Origin of the sequence: Brevibacterium sp. K72 (assembly GCF_050562175.1) — a bacterium.
GTDB lineage: Bacteria > Actinomycetota > Actinomycetes > Actinomycetales > Brevibacteriaceae > Brevibacterium > Brevibacterium casei.
In genome coordinates this window covers 2,569,812-2,584,286 of the sequence record NZ_CP191582.1, presented here as the reverse complement: position 1 = coordinate 2,584,286, position 14,475 = coordinate 2,569,812, and the positions used below count along the sequence as shown (strand labels likewise).

The window sequence follows — 14,475 nt, the reverse complement described above, 5'->3', positions numbered from 1 at the left end:
TCATCCCTTCTCGAGGTAGTCGATGAGAGTCCGGGTCGCGTCCTCCACTTCCCGGACCCTGACATGTTCGTCTGACTTGTGGGCGTACAGCGGGTTGCCCGGACCGAAATTCACCGCCGGGACGCCGAGCGCACTGAACCGGGAGACGTCGGTCCATCCGAGCTTCGCCGACGGTTCCGCGCCGAGCGCGGCGAGGAAGTCCTGGGCGATGGGGCGGTCGAGTCCGGGGCGGGCGCCTTCGGCGGCGTCGGTGACGACGACGTCGAAGCCGGTGAAGAGCTCGCGGAGGAAGCCCTCGGCCTCGGCGGCGGACTTCGAGGGCGCGAAGCGGTAGTTGACGGAGATGCGGCACTCGTCGGGCACGACGTTGCCTGCCACTCCCCCGCTGATCGCCACCGCGGAGAGCGACTCCCGGTAGTCGAGGCCGTCGACGGTGACGGTCTCGGAGACGTGGTCGTCGAGGCGGGTGAGCACCTCGGCGGCGGCGTGGATCGCATTCACTCCCATGAACGCGCGGGCCGAGTGGGCGCGCACACCGGTGGTCGTGACGTCGACGCGGATCGTGCCGTTGCAGCCGCCCTCGACGCTCGCATTCGACGGTTCGCCGAGGATCGCGAAGTCCCCGGCCAGCCACTCGGGGTGGGTGCGGGCGACCCGGCCGAGGCCGTTGAGGGCGGCATCGACCTCCTCGTGGTCGTAGAAGACCCAGCTGACGTCGCGCGACGGGTTCCGCAGCGCCGAGGCGGCGGCGAGCTGCATCGCCACCCCCGCCTTCATATCGCAGGCGCCCCGGCCCCAGATGATCTCCTCACCGGCGGCCTGGTCACGTTCCGAGGCGCCGGACTCACGTGCGTCCTCCGTCGGTGCACCGCCCGCCGGGGCCTCGTCTTCCGGGGCACTGCTGTCGGTTCCGTTCTCAACTCCGGACTCACGGGACTCACCCACCTCACCGGTGAGCCGCCTCGGCGGGAGGTTGCCTTCGACGGGGACGGTGTCGAGGTGACCGGCGATGACGATGCGCTCCGGCCGGCCCAAGCCGGTGCGGGCGACGATCGTGTCGCCGTCGCGGAGGATCTCGAGATCGGGGCCGTCACCGGCGCTGATCGCCTCGAGGACGGTGACGACCGCCTCGGCGATCGCACCTTCGTTGCCGGAGACGGATTCGATCGCGCACAGCCGGCCAGTCAGCTCCGCGGGATCGTCGAGCGCGGAGAGCAGATACTGCCCGAGGTCGCCGTCGGGGACGAATGCGGCGGCGGTCTCAGCAGGTGGATGAGCAGTCATACGACTTAGCCTAGTACCGCGGTCACCGACTAGGCTGGCAGGCATGACACAACGCATCGTTTCCGCGCGTGGACTCGCCACGCTGCATGAGAAGACCGTCCTCTCCGTCTGGTACCCGGCCCTGAGCACGGGAGACGACCCTGCCGACGCCGAGGCGGCAGCGACCGCCCGCGCCGCCGACGACGGACTCGATGCGCTCACCGGAGAGGATCCCGCCCGCGGGACGACGACGTCCGTGGTGACGACGACGATCGACCTCGACGAGGCGCCCGCCTCGGCGGCCGATGTCTACCTCCGTCTCCACGCGCTCTCCCACCGCCTCGTCGTGCCCAACGATGTCAACCTCGACGGCATCTTCGGCCACATCGCCAACGTCGTGTGGACCTCGGCGGGCGCATGCTCGCCGGAGGACTTCGAGGCCACCCGAACGAGGCTGCTCGCCCGCGGCCCCGTCGCGGTCTTCGGCCTCGACAAGTTCCCGCGGATGACCGACTTCGTCATCCCCTCGGGTGTGCGCATCGGCGATGCCGACCGGGTCCGCCTCGGCGCGCACCTGGCCTCCGGGACGACGGTCATGCACGAGGGCTTCGTCAACTTCAACGCCGGCACCCTCGGCTCGGCGATGGTCGAGGGGCGCATCTCGCAGGGCGTCGTCGTCGGCGACGGCTCCGATGTCGGCGGCGGTGCCTCAATCATGGGCACGCTCTCCGGCGGCGGCACCCACCGCATCTCGATCGGCTCGGGCAGTCTGCTCGGTGCGAACTCGGGCGTGGGCATCTCGATCGGCGATGACTGCATCGTCGAGGCCGGCCTCTACCTCACCGCGGGTACCCGGGTCACGGTGCTGGGCGACGACGAGCGGGTCGTCAAGGCCTCCGAGCTCAGCGGCGCGAACAACATCCTCTTCCGCCGCAACTCGGTGACCGGTGCCGTCGAGGCACTGGCCCGCTCGGCCAAGGGCATCGAGCTCAACCCCGACCTCCACTGAGAGCTCGGCGAGGCGCGGGGTTCCGCATCCCACCCCCGCAGCAATAGAACTTCCCGCTGCACCGGGATGATTCGCGGCCAACGGTGCGATAAGGCGATTTCCGCCGAGGATACGCGGGTTCGCAGACCCCGCACCACAGCTGCCTTGAGGGCGCTCAGCAACCTGTCGTCAGGTTGCTGAGCGCCCTTCGGCTATCCAGCCCGGAGTCGTCATGCCCGAGAGGTTGCCGAGCGTTTTTCGGGTTGTTCGTTCGACCATCGCCTCAGCGAGCATTTGAGGACAGTTCTTCTACTGACGCAAGTGCGAAGCGTCTCAGCTACGGGCGGGATACATGCCGGGCGATCAAAGCTGCCATACGCACTCGGTCCAGGTCGTACGGCACAGGTAGATTGCTCGTCCTCTTGGTGAGTTTTCCTGCCGCTTCGTGGAGGATTCTCGCAGTGTCCTTTCGGAACCCGATGAGACCAGGAGACGAGAGCCCCCACGCTGTGTGCGGATGCTCCTCGCGGATCTCCATGAGCGAGTGGAGGTCTGCGAGGTCACGGTCAGACCGCAGTCCCCGTGCTTTCCAGCTATGGGCCTTCAACACGACTGCAGTCTCAAGCCCTGGTATCCGCGTTCGGTACTCGATCGTCGAACTGTCGAACAGGGTCGCGAATACTTCCAGGTCGAGGGGCGGCTGGTCAAGGGCGAATCCGAGTTCCGGAAGGGTATCGACCTGCCCGACCCCGGGCGCACACTCCGACCGGATGCCTTTCGAGCTTCCGCGGCGGGAGACCAGCAGGTTGACTTCGATATTCTGCTCGGAGTTCACAGCCTTCTTCAGGACGTTTCCGCCTGTTTGACTGAAATCCTGGGCGCAGAGACCATCCACTATGTCGCCGACGATTTCGATGTCGTCGACGGCTGCGTCGGCATCAATCGTGGATCGCAGGGTTGCGTTCGAGGTGGGATACACATGGAGAAGAAGTCTGACCATATGGCCGCCGATGATCCGGTACGGCGTGTCACCGTCGACAGCTTGGGCGACCGCCTGTTGCCCCATGTAGCCGAGCGAGTCCGCGTTGCTCGCGGCATGCGCCTCTATTCTGATGATTTCACTCATCATTGTCGCTCTACGACCACTTCTGCGATCTTGTCCGCAGCCGGTCCGCTGTCGACACTGCCGCTATGGAGAAGATCCCACATCACGATCAGCGGATCCGCCACCGGCAGTCCGCCGGTTTCACTGCTTGGTGGTCGGACCGACCCCAATCTGAGTATCGTCGGGTCGCGAGGCACATTGATGATGAGGGTCGCTTCGTCCAATGGTGCCGGAACAAATCCTCCCTCGGAGAGGTCGATGGGAGCGTCGGTGTAGATTCGACCAGTGGTCGGCAGTTTCCACGGAGCAATGACGTCTGCCGCGACATCGCCGCCGACCAAGATCGTCTGGTCCAAGAAATGGAAGATCTCTCTGGCCTGCGCGACCTGCTGAACAATCGGATCCAGACTGAACCACCCGAATTCCTGACCGCCGGGTCCGAGGTACTCATCAATCCACAGTCGCAGCAGTCCCTGGCGATCCATGGCATAGACGCCATCACCCGCATCGTCGACGAATGGTCCGAGCATCTTGAGCGCACTCGACACGGCCTGCTGGCTGACGCCGAGAACGTCCGCGATCGAAGATTGTCGCGCAGGAGCATCGTTGAGCAGCAGGTAGCGTATGAGAGCCCAGCGGGTCCACGCTGGACGCGCGCGCTTCGGTGTTTCGCTCCGGTGGTCCGTCGTAGCGGCTGTGTGCACCGAATAGGTGATCCCCGAATGGATGAGTCGTATCGGGGCAGTCGTGAGAATGTCGAGTTCTCCGGACTCCGCGCGTTCGATGATTCCCTCCGTCGCGGATTCGGCAACAAAGAGCACACCGCCGCTCCATTCGTGATGAGCCGTATAGCTGCGAACAGTATGAGCGTCCAGATGCGGCACCGCCGGTGCTGGCGATACTTCGAACCAGATTCCCTCAGGGCCGCGCACACGCCACGAGCCACGGTTGGCCCCGGCGGCGATTTCGAAGTCCAGTTCACGCAGAGCGCTGACTGCATCGACGACCATTGCACCCCTCACAACTTTCTACCCACGAAGTCGGTGAATACTTGTTGGACATACTCGCTATTCATATGCTAACAGGCGACCCGAGCTTCGGCCTCCGACCATCGACCCTGCGCCCCTAATCGGATGTTCACACGACACCTACCTCACCGTGGACCCACTGGAGACGATGATCGGCATACAGACGCACCACCGCCTCGGCGAGCGCATTCTGCATCCCACCCCCGCAGCGACAAAACCTCCAGTTGCACGGGGATGATTTGCGGCCAACGGTCCGATTCAGCGAGTTACGCCGCGGGTATAACGCTGCGGGCGCGAATTGCTGCCCGAGGTGCGGCGTGCAACTGCTGAATACGCGAGCAGCCCTCCGGGTGCTCAGCCACCGTTCGCAGGGTGGCCGAACGCCCGGAGGGCCGCTCGGGATGGAGACGCTCAGTGGTCGACGGTGCTCGCCAAGCTCAGCGGTCGCCGCCGCCGTTCAAGCTCAGCGATCGCCGGAGCTTCGCTCAGCGGTCGGTGATGTCCGTGTAGTCGCGGGACACGTCGCCGGTGTAGACCTGGCGCGGACGGCCGATGCGCGTCTCCGGGTCCTTGATCATCTCGCGCCACTGGGCGATCCAGCCCGGGAGGCGCCCGACGGCGAAGAGCACGGTGAACATGTTCGTCGGGAAGCCGAGCGCCTTGTAGATGAGGCCGGTGTAGAAGTCGACGTTGGGGTAGAGCTTGCGCTCGACGAAGTAGTCGTCGGCCAGCGCGATCTCCTCGAGCTGGACGGCGAGCTCGAGCAGCGGGTCGCCGCCGGAGCGGGCGAGGACCTCGTCGGCGGTCTTCTTGATGATCTTCGCGCGCGGGTCGTAGTTCTTGTACACCCGGTGGCCGAAGCCCATGAGGCGCACGCCCTCTTCCTTGTTCTTCACGCGCTCCATGAACTTCTTCGGACCGTCGTCGGAGGCCGCGATCGTCTGGAGCATCTCGAGCACCGCCGAGTTCGCGCCGCCGTGCAGCGGTCCCGCAAGCGCGTTCACGCCGGCGGAGATCGACTGGAAGAGGTTCGCCTGCGACGACCCGACGAGACGCACGGTCGCCGTCGAGCAGTTCTGCTCGTGATCGGCGTGGAGGATGAAGAGCTGGTCCATCGCCTTGACCGCGAGCGGGTCCGGCTCGTACGGCTCAGCGGGGACGCCGAAGTTCACGCGGAGGAAGTTCTCCACGAGGCTGCGCGAGTTGTCCGGGTGGATGACGGGAAGGCCCATGTTCTTCCGGTGCGCGAGAGCGGCGATCGTCGGCATCTTCGCGAGCAGCCGGAACGACGAGGTGTCGATCTGGTCCTCGTCAAAGACATCGAGGTCATCTTGGTAGAAAGTCGACAAAGCGGCGACCGCAGCTGCAACCATGGGCATCGGATGCGCATCGTAGGGGAACGCCCGGAAGAACCGACGCAGATCCTCGTGGACGATGGTGTGCTTGCGCAGACGCGCATCGAAGGCGTCGTACTGCTCCTGAGTGGGCAGCTCACCGTGGATGAGGAGGTAGCAGACTTCGACGAAGTTCGACTTCTCTGCCAGCTGTTCGATCGGGTAGCCCCGATACTGCAGCACCCCGGCATCACCGTCGATGTAGGTGATGGACGACGAGGTGGACGCGGTGTTGGCGAATCCCGGATCGTAGGTCACGGCTCCGGTGTCTTTGAGCAGGGAGCCGATGCGATATCCGTCGTTGCCTGCTGTCGCGGGCACTTCTGGCAGTGCCAGATCCGTCTCGGCAATCCTGAGATTCGCTTCGGTCGGCATATGTTCTCCTCACCGTCGACCCACCTCAAGAACTTCCTGAGGCGTCTTGCACAGTTCCCTCAAAGACTACCCACTTGCGGGGGAATCGAAAAATCACTGCGCCCTGTCTGTACTGCTCAGTAACAAGTGTCGGGCTCAGGGATCCGATGCGGGTGTGACGAATTCCGCACCACTCCTATGCACCTGGGCGCATCCCTCTCAGACCAGTCCCGATCCCGATCGGGATCATTCCCCGCCGAGGTGGGGCGACAGGTGTCCTTGCCCGTGACGATGGCAGCTTCTCCACCCGGGGCACGCGCCTCAACCGAGCCGCAGGCACCAAATACTGCTGAGCAATCGCCTGCCCGAGACGGCGCGCCTCAGGCGAGGAGCCGGTCCGCAGCCGCGGCGATCCGCTCGTCGGTGGCGGTGAGGGCGATGCGCACGTGCTGCGCTGCCGCGTCCCCGTAGAAGGCCCCGGGTCCGGCGATGATGCCGAGATCGGCGAGTGCCCCGATCGACTCCCAGCAGTCGACACCGGCGGTCGCCCAGAGGTAGAGTCCGGCCTCCGAGTGGTCGATGCGGAATCCGTAGGACTCGAGTGCCGGGCGCAGCCGATCCCGGCGGGCGCGGTAGCGCTCCTTCTGCTCGAGGACGTGTGCTGTGTCGGTGAGCCCGGCGATCATCGCCGCCTGGATCGGTGCCGGGACGATCATCCCCGCGTGCTTGCGCGTCCGAGTGAGATCGTCGATGAGCGCTGCGTCGCCGGCGACGAAGGCGGCACGGTAGCCTGCGAGGTTCGACTGCTTCGACATCGAGTAGACGCTGAGCACCCCGGAGTGGTCGCCGTCGGTGACCGAGAGGATGCTCGGAGCAGGCTCGTCGGAGGTCCAGTTGAGCAGGCCGTAGCACTCGTCGGAGGCGACGACGACTCCGGCCTCACGGGCACGGCGGACCACCTCGGCCAGCGTCTCGGAATCCTGGACCGCGCCGGTCGGGTTGCCGGGAGTGTTGAGCCAGAGCAGGCCGATGCCCGTCAGCGGAGCGCCGGCGACGATCTCGGAGGCGTCGAGGCGCACACAGTCGACCCCGGCGATCCTCGCCCCCATCTCGTACGTGGGGTACGCGGCGTGCGGGCAGGCCACGGACAGTCCGGCCTGCCGCAGGCCGAGGAGGGTGGGCAGCCACGCGACGAACTCCTTCGACCCGATGGTCGGCAGCACCTCGGCGGCCGGGTCGACGCTCACCCCGTGCCACGTCGCATACCACCCGGCGATCGCGGCACGCAGCTCATCGGTCCCGGCGGTCGTCGGATATCCGTGGGCGTCGCTCGCCGCGGCCAGCGCGTCCTCGATGACTGCGGGCGTCGGATCGACGGGGGTGCCGATCGAGAGGTCGCAGACCCCGCCGGGATGCTCGGCGGCGCGGGCCCGATACTCGGTGAGCTTGTCCCAGGGGTAGTCGGGCAGGTCGAGCCCGAGGCGAGGCGCCACCGCCTCAGCCGTTCTGCGGCGGGAGGACGGAGATGATCGCGTGGTCCTTGCCGGTGTTGCCGAGCTTCGCAGCGCCGCCCGGGGAGCCGATGTCGTCGAAGAACTCGACGTTGGCCTTGTAGTACTCCGACCACTCCTCGGGGACGTCGTCCTCGTAGTAGATGGCCTCGACGGGGCACACCGGCTCACAGGCACCGCAGTCGACGCACTCGTCGGGGTGGATGTAGAGGCTCCGCTCCCCCTCGTAGATGCAGTCGACCGGACACTCGTCGATGCAGGCCTTGTCCTTCACGTCGACGCAGGGCTGGGCGATGATGTACGTCACGGGTTGTGCTCCTCGGGAGACTCAGCTGATCTATGATCTCCACCATACGCCTTGAACGCGTCCCCAGTCTCCCACCGTGACACGTGATCCTCGTTGCATTGGTCACGCCTCCCCCGCGGCCGAGCCCACCTGCTCTAATGTGGTCTGGGACAGCGGAATCGGAAGGAGCGGTGTGGACGAGCTCTCGCCAGGCAGACGAGTGGTGGTGCGCTATGCGCTCACCCCGGGTGACACGCATGCGACCTCCGATGCCCTCGGTGTCGTCAGCTCCGTCGACGAGTCCGGCGTCGTCATCGACACGAAGCGCGGTCCCGTGCGGATCGAGCGCGGCCTCATCCTCCTCGTCCACGAGGTCCCGCCGGCCCCGACCCGGTCGGGTCGCACCCATGAGATCGTCTCCGCAGTCGACCTCCGTCGCATCTCCGCGGCGGCGTGGCTGCCGTCCGACGTCTCGTGGCTCCACGCGGACAATCTCCGCAACGAGTCGAGCGATTCCCCCGCCGAGGTGGGGCTGCTCCAGAAGGGCTGGCTCCTGCGCAGCTCCGAATCGACCACCCGCCGCGCCAACAGCGCCCTGCCCGTGACCGAGTCCGGGCTGGGCTGGTCCGAGACGCTCGACGCGGTCGAGGCGTGGTACGCCGCCCGCGAGCGGCCCGCGGTCGTCCAGATCTACTCGGCCGACGATTCGACGACCCTGGCCCCGGAGTGCGAGGGTCTCGGGCCGCTCCTGTCCGAGCGGGGATACTCCCCGTCAGAGACCGTGTACCTCCTCACCGGTGCCACCGCCGAGGCGGCCGCCGGTGCCGGTGCCCCCGCCGAGGCGGCCGCCCCCGGTTTGTCCATCGACGTCACCGAGACGCCGAGTGACCTCCACTTCGCTGCCTGGACGAGTGAGCGCGACCCCGGTTCGATCGACGCCTTCCGGGCGCTCATCGAGACCGATGACCCATGCCAGTTCGTCACCGCGTGGGCTCAGCATCCCGACGGCTCGCGGACGATGGTCGCGACGTGCCGAGTCGTCGAACGGAGCAAGTGGGGCGTCATCACCAACCTCGTCACCCGCCCCGACCTGCGTCGGCGCGGAGCCGGACGCTCGGTCGCACGGGCTGCCGCAGCCCTGCTCGCCCAGCGCGGAGTCCGCTCCTACCTCGTCGACGTCGAAGCGGCCAACGAGGCGTCGCTCGGGCTCTTCACGTCGCTGGGCGCGAGCGTGCGCCACCGGTGCTGGTACGCGAAGCAGGCCTGAGCCTGTCCGTGCAGCAGAGCTACTTGCACTCGACCTTGTTGACCGGTCGGTAGGTCGTGACGAAGGAGTCCTTCGTCTCCCGTCCGGTCGCGATCTCCTTCATCGTCCGCGTGATCTTGATCGACCAGCCCTCGCGCGGTGACTGCGGGGTGCACGACGGACCGGACTCGGTCACCGTCGCCGGCGAGGTGAAGGCGTACCGGCCCGAAGAGTCGGCTTCGACGTCGTAGTACTTGACTCCGTAGACCTTCGCGTAGACCTTTCCGCCCGAGAGGTACATGTCGAGGACGACGGGGGTCTTCTGGTTGTTCGTGAACTTGAGGTCGATCGAGGTGTAGTCGAGCGTCGTCTCCCGGCCCTCCGGGTAGCGGGAGATGTAGCGCGAATGCGCCTGATGCTCGTTGAGTTCGAAGCCGGCGAAGAACGCGGCGTTGAACAGGGTCGTCGACACCTGCGAGACTCCTCCGCCGAAGTCCTCCTTCATCTGCCCTTCGGAGATGACGCCTGCGGGCTTGTAGCCGTTGGCCGCGGTCCGCGGGCCGAGCGTCTCATTGAGGGAGAACTGCTCGCCGGGCTGAAGGACCGTGCCCGAGACCTCTTTCGAGGCGACGCGGAGGTTGTTGTCGCGGTTGGGATCGGACTTGTACGGGGTGGAGAACTCCGAGACGGTCTGCGAGACGTCGACCTTCTTCGCGTCCTCGGTCGTGAACTCCGGTTCGACGGAGGCCAGGGTCACCTCGGCGGCTGCGGTGTCGCCGTTGATCGCATCGGTCACGGCCTTCGAGAGGTCGTCGGGCTTGATGCCGATGCCGGGTTCGGAGTCGACGACCTGCGGCTTGCCGTCGACGACCTTGAAGGTCGCGTCCTTGGCGGGACGTCCGATCTCCTCGTTCTCGTCGAGTGCCCGCTTCTGCAGCTTCTCGGCGTCGAACTTCGGCACGAGCTTCGAGTCCTTCGCCTCGAAGCTCAGGGTCTTCGCGATCGTCGTCGGCGAGATCGTCAGGTCCCCGCCCTTGACGTCGGAGTCGGCGTCCTTGCCGGGTACGGCCTTGACGGTGACGTCGGCCTTGACCGCATCGGCGGCGAAGCCGTCGGCGACGTCCTTGGCTTCAGCGGTCGTGATGTCGGGTTCGACCTCGTCGACGACGACGGGCAGCGGATTGTCCTTGACCAGCCACTGTGCGGCGACGGCGGAGCGGATGTTCTCCACGCTCACGCTCTGCCCGGTCACGGCGTCCTTGACCGCAGGCGTCGTCTTGTCGTAGCTCAGCTCCGCATCGACGGGTTCGACCTCGAGTCCCTTCGCGGCCGCCTCGGCGCTCTTGTCGAAGGTCGCGTCGTCGACAGCGAGGACGGGTGAGACCTCATTGTCGCCGAAGAGCCGGTCGGCGAGGATGGCAGGGTTGAGTGTGAACCCGGTGACCTGGGCGACGGTGCCGTCGACGTCGAGTGCCAGTCCCGACTTCACCGGATCGATCGTCGCCGTGGCCTCCTTGGCGCTGAGCTCGATCTCCTGCTTCGCCTTCTCCCCGAGGGCGTCCTCAAGGGTCGACTTCGCATCGGCTGCGCTCTGCGAGCCGATGTCGACGCCGGCCACGGTCGTGCCGGGGGCGACGACCCGGCCGCTGAAGAAGCCGATCGCGAGGTAGACGACGGCGAGCCCGACGAGGATGAGGAGCGCGATGATCCAGGGTCGCTTGCGCCTGCCCGCCGAGGTGCCGGCCGAGGGATCAGGCGCGCTGCCTGCGAGGGTCTGGGTGGACATCATTCTTCCAAGTCTATCGAGGGGATCTGAGTCTGGTCGGGGAAGGCTCTGTCCGGGAGCGGAGTCCTAGAGGGATCTCTGCGCCCGGCTGCGGACGGGGACGAAGGCGAGGACGGCCGCGATGACCATGGGGCCGAGCAGCCACACCACCGACCGCAGGGTGCCGGTGACGACGATGTCGGATCCCGGCAGCCACTCCGGCTGGCCGAGGATGTAGGAGACGACGGCGATGACGATCGCGGCGACGAGCATCGGTGCGGTGGACCGGTACATCGATTTGAGGTGCCAGAGGCCGCACAGGGCGAGCAGCAGTCCGAGTCCGAGTCCCCAGGGCACGATCGCGGGGGTCTCGCCGAGGCGGACGACCGAGACGTTGAGATGCTGGAATCCCCCGAGGAGGCCGATGAGGAGGCCGAGGAGTCCCGCATGGATGAAGGCGAAGACACCGGGCTTCTTCGGCTCGCGGCGACGCCGGGGGGCTCCGGCCGCGTTCGCGTCCTCGAGAGCATCGAGGTCGAGGCCGGCGAGGACGTGCGAGGCGAGTCCCGAGCTCTGGGTCTCCGCGGGGAACGGGGCGCCGGCGCCGAGGGAGTAGTACTCGTGGTCGGCGGGCTTCGTGCCGATGCCGTTGGACAGGGCCATGAAGTCACCGCTGAGGCTCACCTGCGTGCGGTGCGCGGCCAACGCCCTCCGGCGGGCATCGCGGACGCCTGCGACGTTCTGGGCGACGACGATCTCGCCGACCGGCGCCATCGTCGGAATCGTCTGCGCCTGGGCGAACCCGGTCTCGGAGAATCCGGACTGGCGCGGATCGAAGGACGCCCTGGCCACCTCGGCGGGGATCTCGACGAAGAGCAGCCGACCGGGCCGCCAGGTCGCCTTCTCGACGGCCGCGACGGTCGCGTCGTGGACGCGGACGTGGTCGGGGTGGCCGTAGCCGCCGTTGGCCGAGTACGTGATGACCACGTGCGGGCGGACCTCGTCGATGACGGCGGCGATGTAGTCGGCGACCTCGTCGGTCGACGCCGCGCACAGGGCGCCTGCGGGCATCGACGCTGCCGGCACGGCGTGGCCCTCGGGCCCCCATTCCATCCCCGAGTCCTCGAAACGACGCTCGGGCAGGGTCACCGCACCGCCTCGGCGAGTGCCGAGGAACCGGTGGTCGGTGACGCCGAGGGACCGCATCGCCTCGGCGATCTCGGACTCCCGCACGGACGCGAGCCCGGCCCGGTCGCCCTCGAGGGCCTTCATCTCCGGCGGGATGACCTCTCCGCCCTCACCGCGGGTGGCGGTGAGCACGGTGACCTGGTCGCCTTCGGCGGTCAGGGCTGCGATCGTGCCTCCCGTGGCGATGGTCTCGTCATCGGGGTGGGCGTGGACGAAGAGGATCCGCGGCGTGATCATGCGTTCTGACGACGCAGCTTCGCGTAGATCTTCGCGCGCTCCTTCTGGTCGAGTTCGACCTTGCGGATGCGCACGGCGGACGGGGTGACCTCGACGCATTCGTCCTCACGGGCGAATTCGAGGCTCTCCTCGAGCGTGAGCTTGCGCGGGGGCACGAGGTTCTCGAAGGAGTCCGCGGAGGCTGAGCGCATGTTCGTCAGCTTCTTCTCCTTCGTGATGTTGACGTCCATGTCATCGGCCCGGGAGTTCTCGCCGACGATCTGGCCCTCGTAGACCTCGGAGGTCGGTTCGACGAAGAAGGAACCGCGCTCCTGGAGGTTGATCATCGCGTACGGGGTGACGGCTCCGGCGCGGTCGGCCACGAGCGAGCCGTTGGTCCGGAACTCGATGTGGCCGGCCCACGGTCCGTAGCCGGCGGAGATCGAGTTGGCGATGCCGGTGCCGCGGGTCTCGGTGAGGAACCGGGTGCGGAAGCCGATGAGGCCGCGGGCGGGGACGGTGAATTCCATCCGCACCCAGCCGGTGCCGTGGTTCGTCATCGTCGACATGACGCCCTTGCGGCTGGCCATGAGCTGGGTGACGGCGCCGAGGTAGTCCTCCGGCACGTCGATCGTCAGGTCCTCGAAGGGCTCCTGGGTCTGGCCGTCGACCTGCTTGGTCACGACCTGGGGCTTGCCGACGGTGAGCTCGAAGCCCTCACGGCGCATCTGCTCGACGAGGATCGCGAGCGCGAGCTCACCGCGCCCCTGGACCTCCCAGGCGTCGGGACGCTCGGTGGGCAGGACCTTGAGGGAGACGTTGCCGACGAGTTCGGCGTCGAGGCGGTCCTTGACCATGCGGGCGGTGACCTTCGTGCCCTTCTCACGACCGGCCAGCGGCGAGGTGTTGATGCCGATGGTCATCGAGATCGCCGGATCGTCGATGACGATCGCCGGCATCGGCTTCGGGTTGTCGATGTCGGTGAGGGTGTCGCCGATCATGATGTCGGGGATGCCCGCAACGGCGACGATGTCACCGGCCGACGCCTCGGTGGCGGGAACCCGGTCGAGTCCCTGCGTCTCGAGGAGCTCGGTGATCTTCACGGAGCTGATCTCGTCACCGCGGGCCCACGCGACCTGCTGGCCCTTCTTCAGGGTGCCGCCGAAGATCCGCAGGAGGGCGAGACGGCCGAGGAACGGCGAAGCGTCGAGGTTCGTCACGTGCGCCTGGAGGACGCCGTCGGCGTTGATCTCCGGGGCCGGGATGGTCTCGATGATCGTCTTGAACAGCGGCTCGAGGTCCGGGTTGTCCGGGACCTCGCCGTCGGCGGGCTGGTCGAGCGAGGCCGCTCCGACCTTCGCGGCGGCGAAGACGACGGGGACGTCGAGGACGGCGTCGACGTCGAGGTCGGGGACCTCGTCGGCGAGGTCGGAGGCGAGGCCGAGGAGCAGGTCCTGCGAGTCCTCGACGACACCGTCGATGCGGGCGTCAGCCCGGTCGGTCTTGTTGATGACGAGGATGACCGGCAGCTTCGCCGCGAGAGCCTTGCGGAGGACGAAGCGGGTCTGGGGCAGCGGGCCCTCGGAGGCGTCGACGAGGAGGACGACGCCGTCGACCATGGACAGTCCGCGTTCGACCTCACCGCCGAAGTCGGCGTGGCCCGGGGTGTCGATGACGTTGATGACGATGGGCTCGTCACCGGCGGAGGGTCCGTTGTAGAGCACCGAGGTGTTCTTCGCGAGGATCGTGATCCCCTTCTCCCGCTCGAGGTCGCCGGAGTCCATCACGCGCTCGGCGAAGTCACCGTGCTCGTTGAAGACACCGGTCTGCCGGAGCATGGCGTCGACGAGGGTGGTCTTACCGTGGTCGACGTGGGCGACGATCGCCACGTTGCGGCGGTTGTCCCGGCGCGTGGGAGCTTCAGTCATCAATAGCCTTAGGTAGGGAGGGTGGTCCGGACCGGACCCAACACACAATTATACGCACCGCGCAGGTCGCCCGATTCACAGGTGGTTTCGGGCTCCTCCGGTGCCGGCCCGCCGGTGTCGGCCCTCCCGTGTCAGCCCTCGGACGCCAGCGAGGCGGATCCGGTTCGACATCAGAGCTGAGATCGAACCGGATCCGCCTCGCG

General features: G+C 67.1%; 11 protein-coding genes. 2 read left to right on the top strand and 9 right to left on the bottom strand.

Annotated features, from left to right (window positions below):
* Positions 1–1,284 (bottom strand): succinyl-diaminopimelate desuccinylase, encoded by a 1,284-nt coding sequence (gene dapE / locus ACQ1RG_RS11560; protein WP_101624854.1) that lies wholly within the window; start codon positions 1,282–1,284, stop codon positions 1–3.
* A 43-nt stretch (positions 1,285–1,327) separates the two neighbouring features.
* Between dapE and dapD the strand changes: the two genes are divergently transcribed.
* Entirely contained in the window at positions 1,328–2,272 is a 945-nt protein-coding gene (dapD, locus tag ACQ1RG_RS11555; protein WP_063250945.1) for a 2,3,4,5-tetrahydropyridine-2,6-dicarboxylate N-succinyltransferase, read from the top strand.
* 316 nt (positions 2,273–2,588) lie between these two features.
* Here dapD and ACQ1RG_RS11550 read toward each other — a convergent pair whose 3' ends face one another.
* The 5 genes from ACQ1RG_RS11550 to fdxA all read right to left on the bottom strand — a co-directional run bounded on the left by ACQ1RG_RS11550 (position 2,589) and on the right by fdxA (position 7,950).
* Positions 2,589–3,377, bottom strand: a complete 789-nt coding sequence (locus ACQ1RG_RS11550) for a hypothetical protein (RefSeq protein ID WP_430600140.1) — start codon at positions 3,375–3,377, stop codon at positions 2,589–2,591.
* Positions 3,377–4,366 carry a hypothetical protein gene (locus ACQ1RG_RS11545; protein ID WP_430600139.1) on the bottom strand — a complete coding sequence of 330 codons (990 nt, stop codon included), beginning with the start codon at positions 4,364–4,366 and terminating at the stop codon, positions 3,377–3,379. The genes ACQ1RG_RS11550 and ACQ1RG_RS11545 overlap by 1 nt, the downstream gene beginning before the upstream one ends.
* 503 nt (positions 4,367–4,869) lie before the next feature.
* Positions 4,870–6,153: a citrate synthase gene (locus ACQ1RG_RS11540; protein WP_009375179.1), complete on the bottom strand. Its 1,284-nt coding sequence runs from the start codon at positions 6,151–6,153 to the stop codon at positions 4,870–4,872.
* 359 nt (positions 6,154–6,512) lie between these two features.
* Positions 6,513–7,625, bottom strand: coding sequence for a succinyldiaminopimelate transaminase (dapC, locus tag ACQ1RG_RS11535; RefSeq protein ID WP_313450972.1), 1,113 nt, complete (start codon positions 7,623–7,625; stop codon positions 6,513–6,515).
* Positions 7,626–7,629: 4 nt separating this feature from the next.
* On the bottom strand, positions 7,630–7,950 hold the full coding sequence (gene fdxA, locus ACQ1RG_RS11530; protein WP_009375174.1) for a ferredoxin: 321 nt from the start codon (positions 7,948–7,950) through the stop codon (positions 7,630–7,632).
* A gap of 172 nt (positions 7,951–8,122) precedes the next feature.
* Between fdxA and ACQ1RG_RS11525 the strand changes: the two genes are divergently transcribed.
* Entirely contained in the window at positions 8,123–9,196 is a 1,074-nt protein-coding gene (locus ACQ1RG_RS11525; protein WP_009375172.1) for a GNAT family N-acetyltransferase, read from the top strand.
* Positions 9,197–9,215: 19 nt separating this feature from the next.
* On the opposite strand, the gene ACQ1RG_RS11520 is transcribed toward ACQ1RG_RS11525, so the two are convergent.
* From ACQ1RG_RS11520 to typA, 3 genes are all read right to left on the bottom strand, one after another.
* The gene (locus ACQ1RG_RS11520) at positions 9,216–10,964 is read right to left on the bottom strand and encodes a VanW family protein (RefSeq protein WP_232252575.1); all 1,749 of its coding nucleotides are present in this window, start codon (positions 10,962–10,964) and stop codon (positions 9,216–9,218) included.
* 63 nt (positions 10,965–11,027) lie between these two features.
* Positions 11,028–12,365 carry a PIG-L family deacetylase gene (locus tag ACQ1RG_RS11515; RefSeq protein ID WP_009375168.1) on the bottom strand — a complete coding sequence of 446 codons (1,338 nt, stop codon included), beginning with the start codon at positions 12,363–12,365 and terminating at the stop codon, positions 11,028–11,030.
* The gene (gene typA / locus ACQ1RG_RS11510; RefSeq protein ID WP_009375166.1) at positions 12,362–14,272 is read right to left on the bottom strand and encodes a translational GTPase TypA; all 1,911 of its coding nucleotides are present in this window, start codon (positions 14,270–14,272) and stop codon (positions 12,362–12,364) included. The genes ACQ1RG_RS11515 and typA overlap by 4 nt, the downstream gene beginning before the upstream one ends.
* Positions 14,273–14,475 lie beyond the last annotated feature (203 nt).

Excerpts from the sequence above, each read along its gene's own strand:
- ACQ1RG_RS11520 (WP_232252575.1), bottom strand. The coding sequence starts at position 10,964 with ATGATGTCCACCCAGACCCTCGCAGGCAGCGCGCCTGATCCCTCGGCC.
- ACQ1RG_RS11540 (WP_009375179.1), bottom strand. The coding sequence starts at position 6,153 with ATGCCGACCGAAGCGAATCTCAGGATTGCCGAGACGGATCTGGCACTG.
- typA (WP_009375166.1), bottom strand. The coding sequence starts at position 14,272 with ATGACTGAAGCTCCCACGCGCCGGGACAACCGCCGCAACGTGGCGATC.
- dapD (WP_063250945.1), top strand. The coding sequence starts at position 1,328 with ATGACACAACGCATCGTTTCCGCGCGTGGACTCGCCACGCTGCATGAG.
- ACQ1RG_RS11545 (WP_430600139.1), bottom strand. The coding sequence starts at position 4,366 with ATGGTCGTCGATGCAGTCAGCGCTCTGCGTGAACTGGACTTCGAAATC.
- ACQ1RG_RS11515 (WP_009375168.1), bottom strand. The coding sequence starts at position 12,365 with ATGATCACGCCGCGGATCCTCTTCGTCCACGCCCACCCCGATGACGAG.
- ACQ1RG_RS11550 (WP_430600140.1), bottom strand. The coding sequence starts at position 3,377 with ATGAGTGAAATCATCAGAATAGAGGCGCATGCCGCGAGCAACGCGGAC.
- dapE (WP_101624854.1), bottom strand. The coding sequence starts at position 1,284 with ATGACTGCTCATCCACCTGCTGAGACCGCCGCCGCATTCGTCCCCGAC.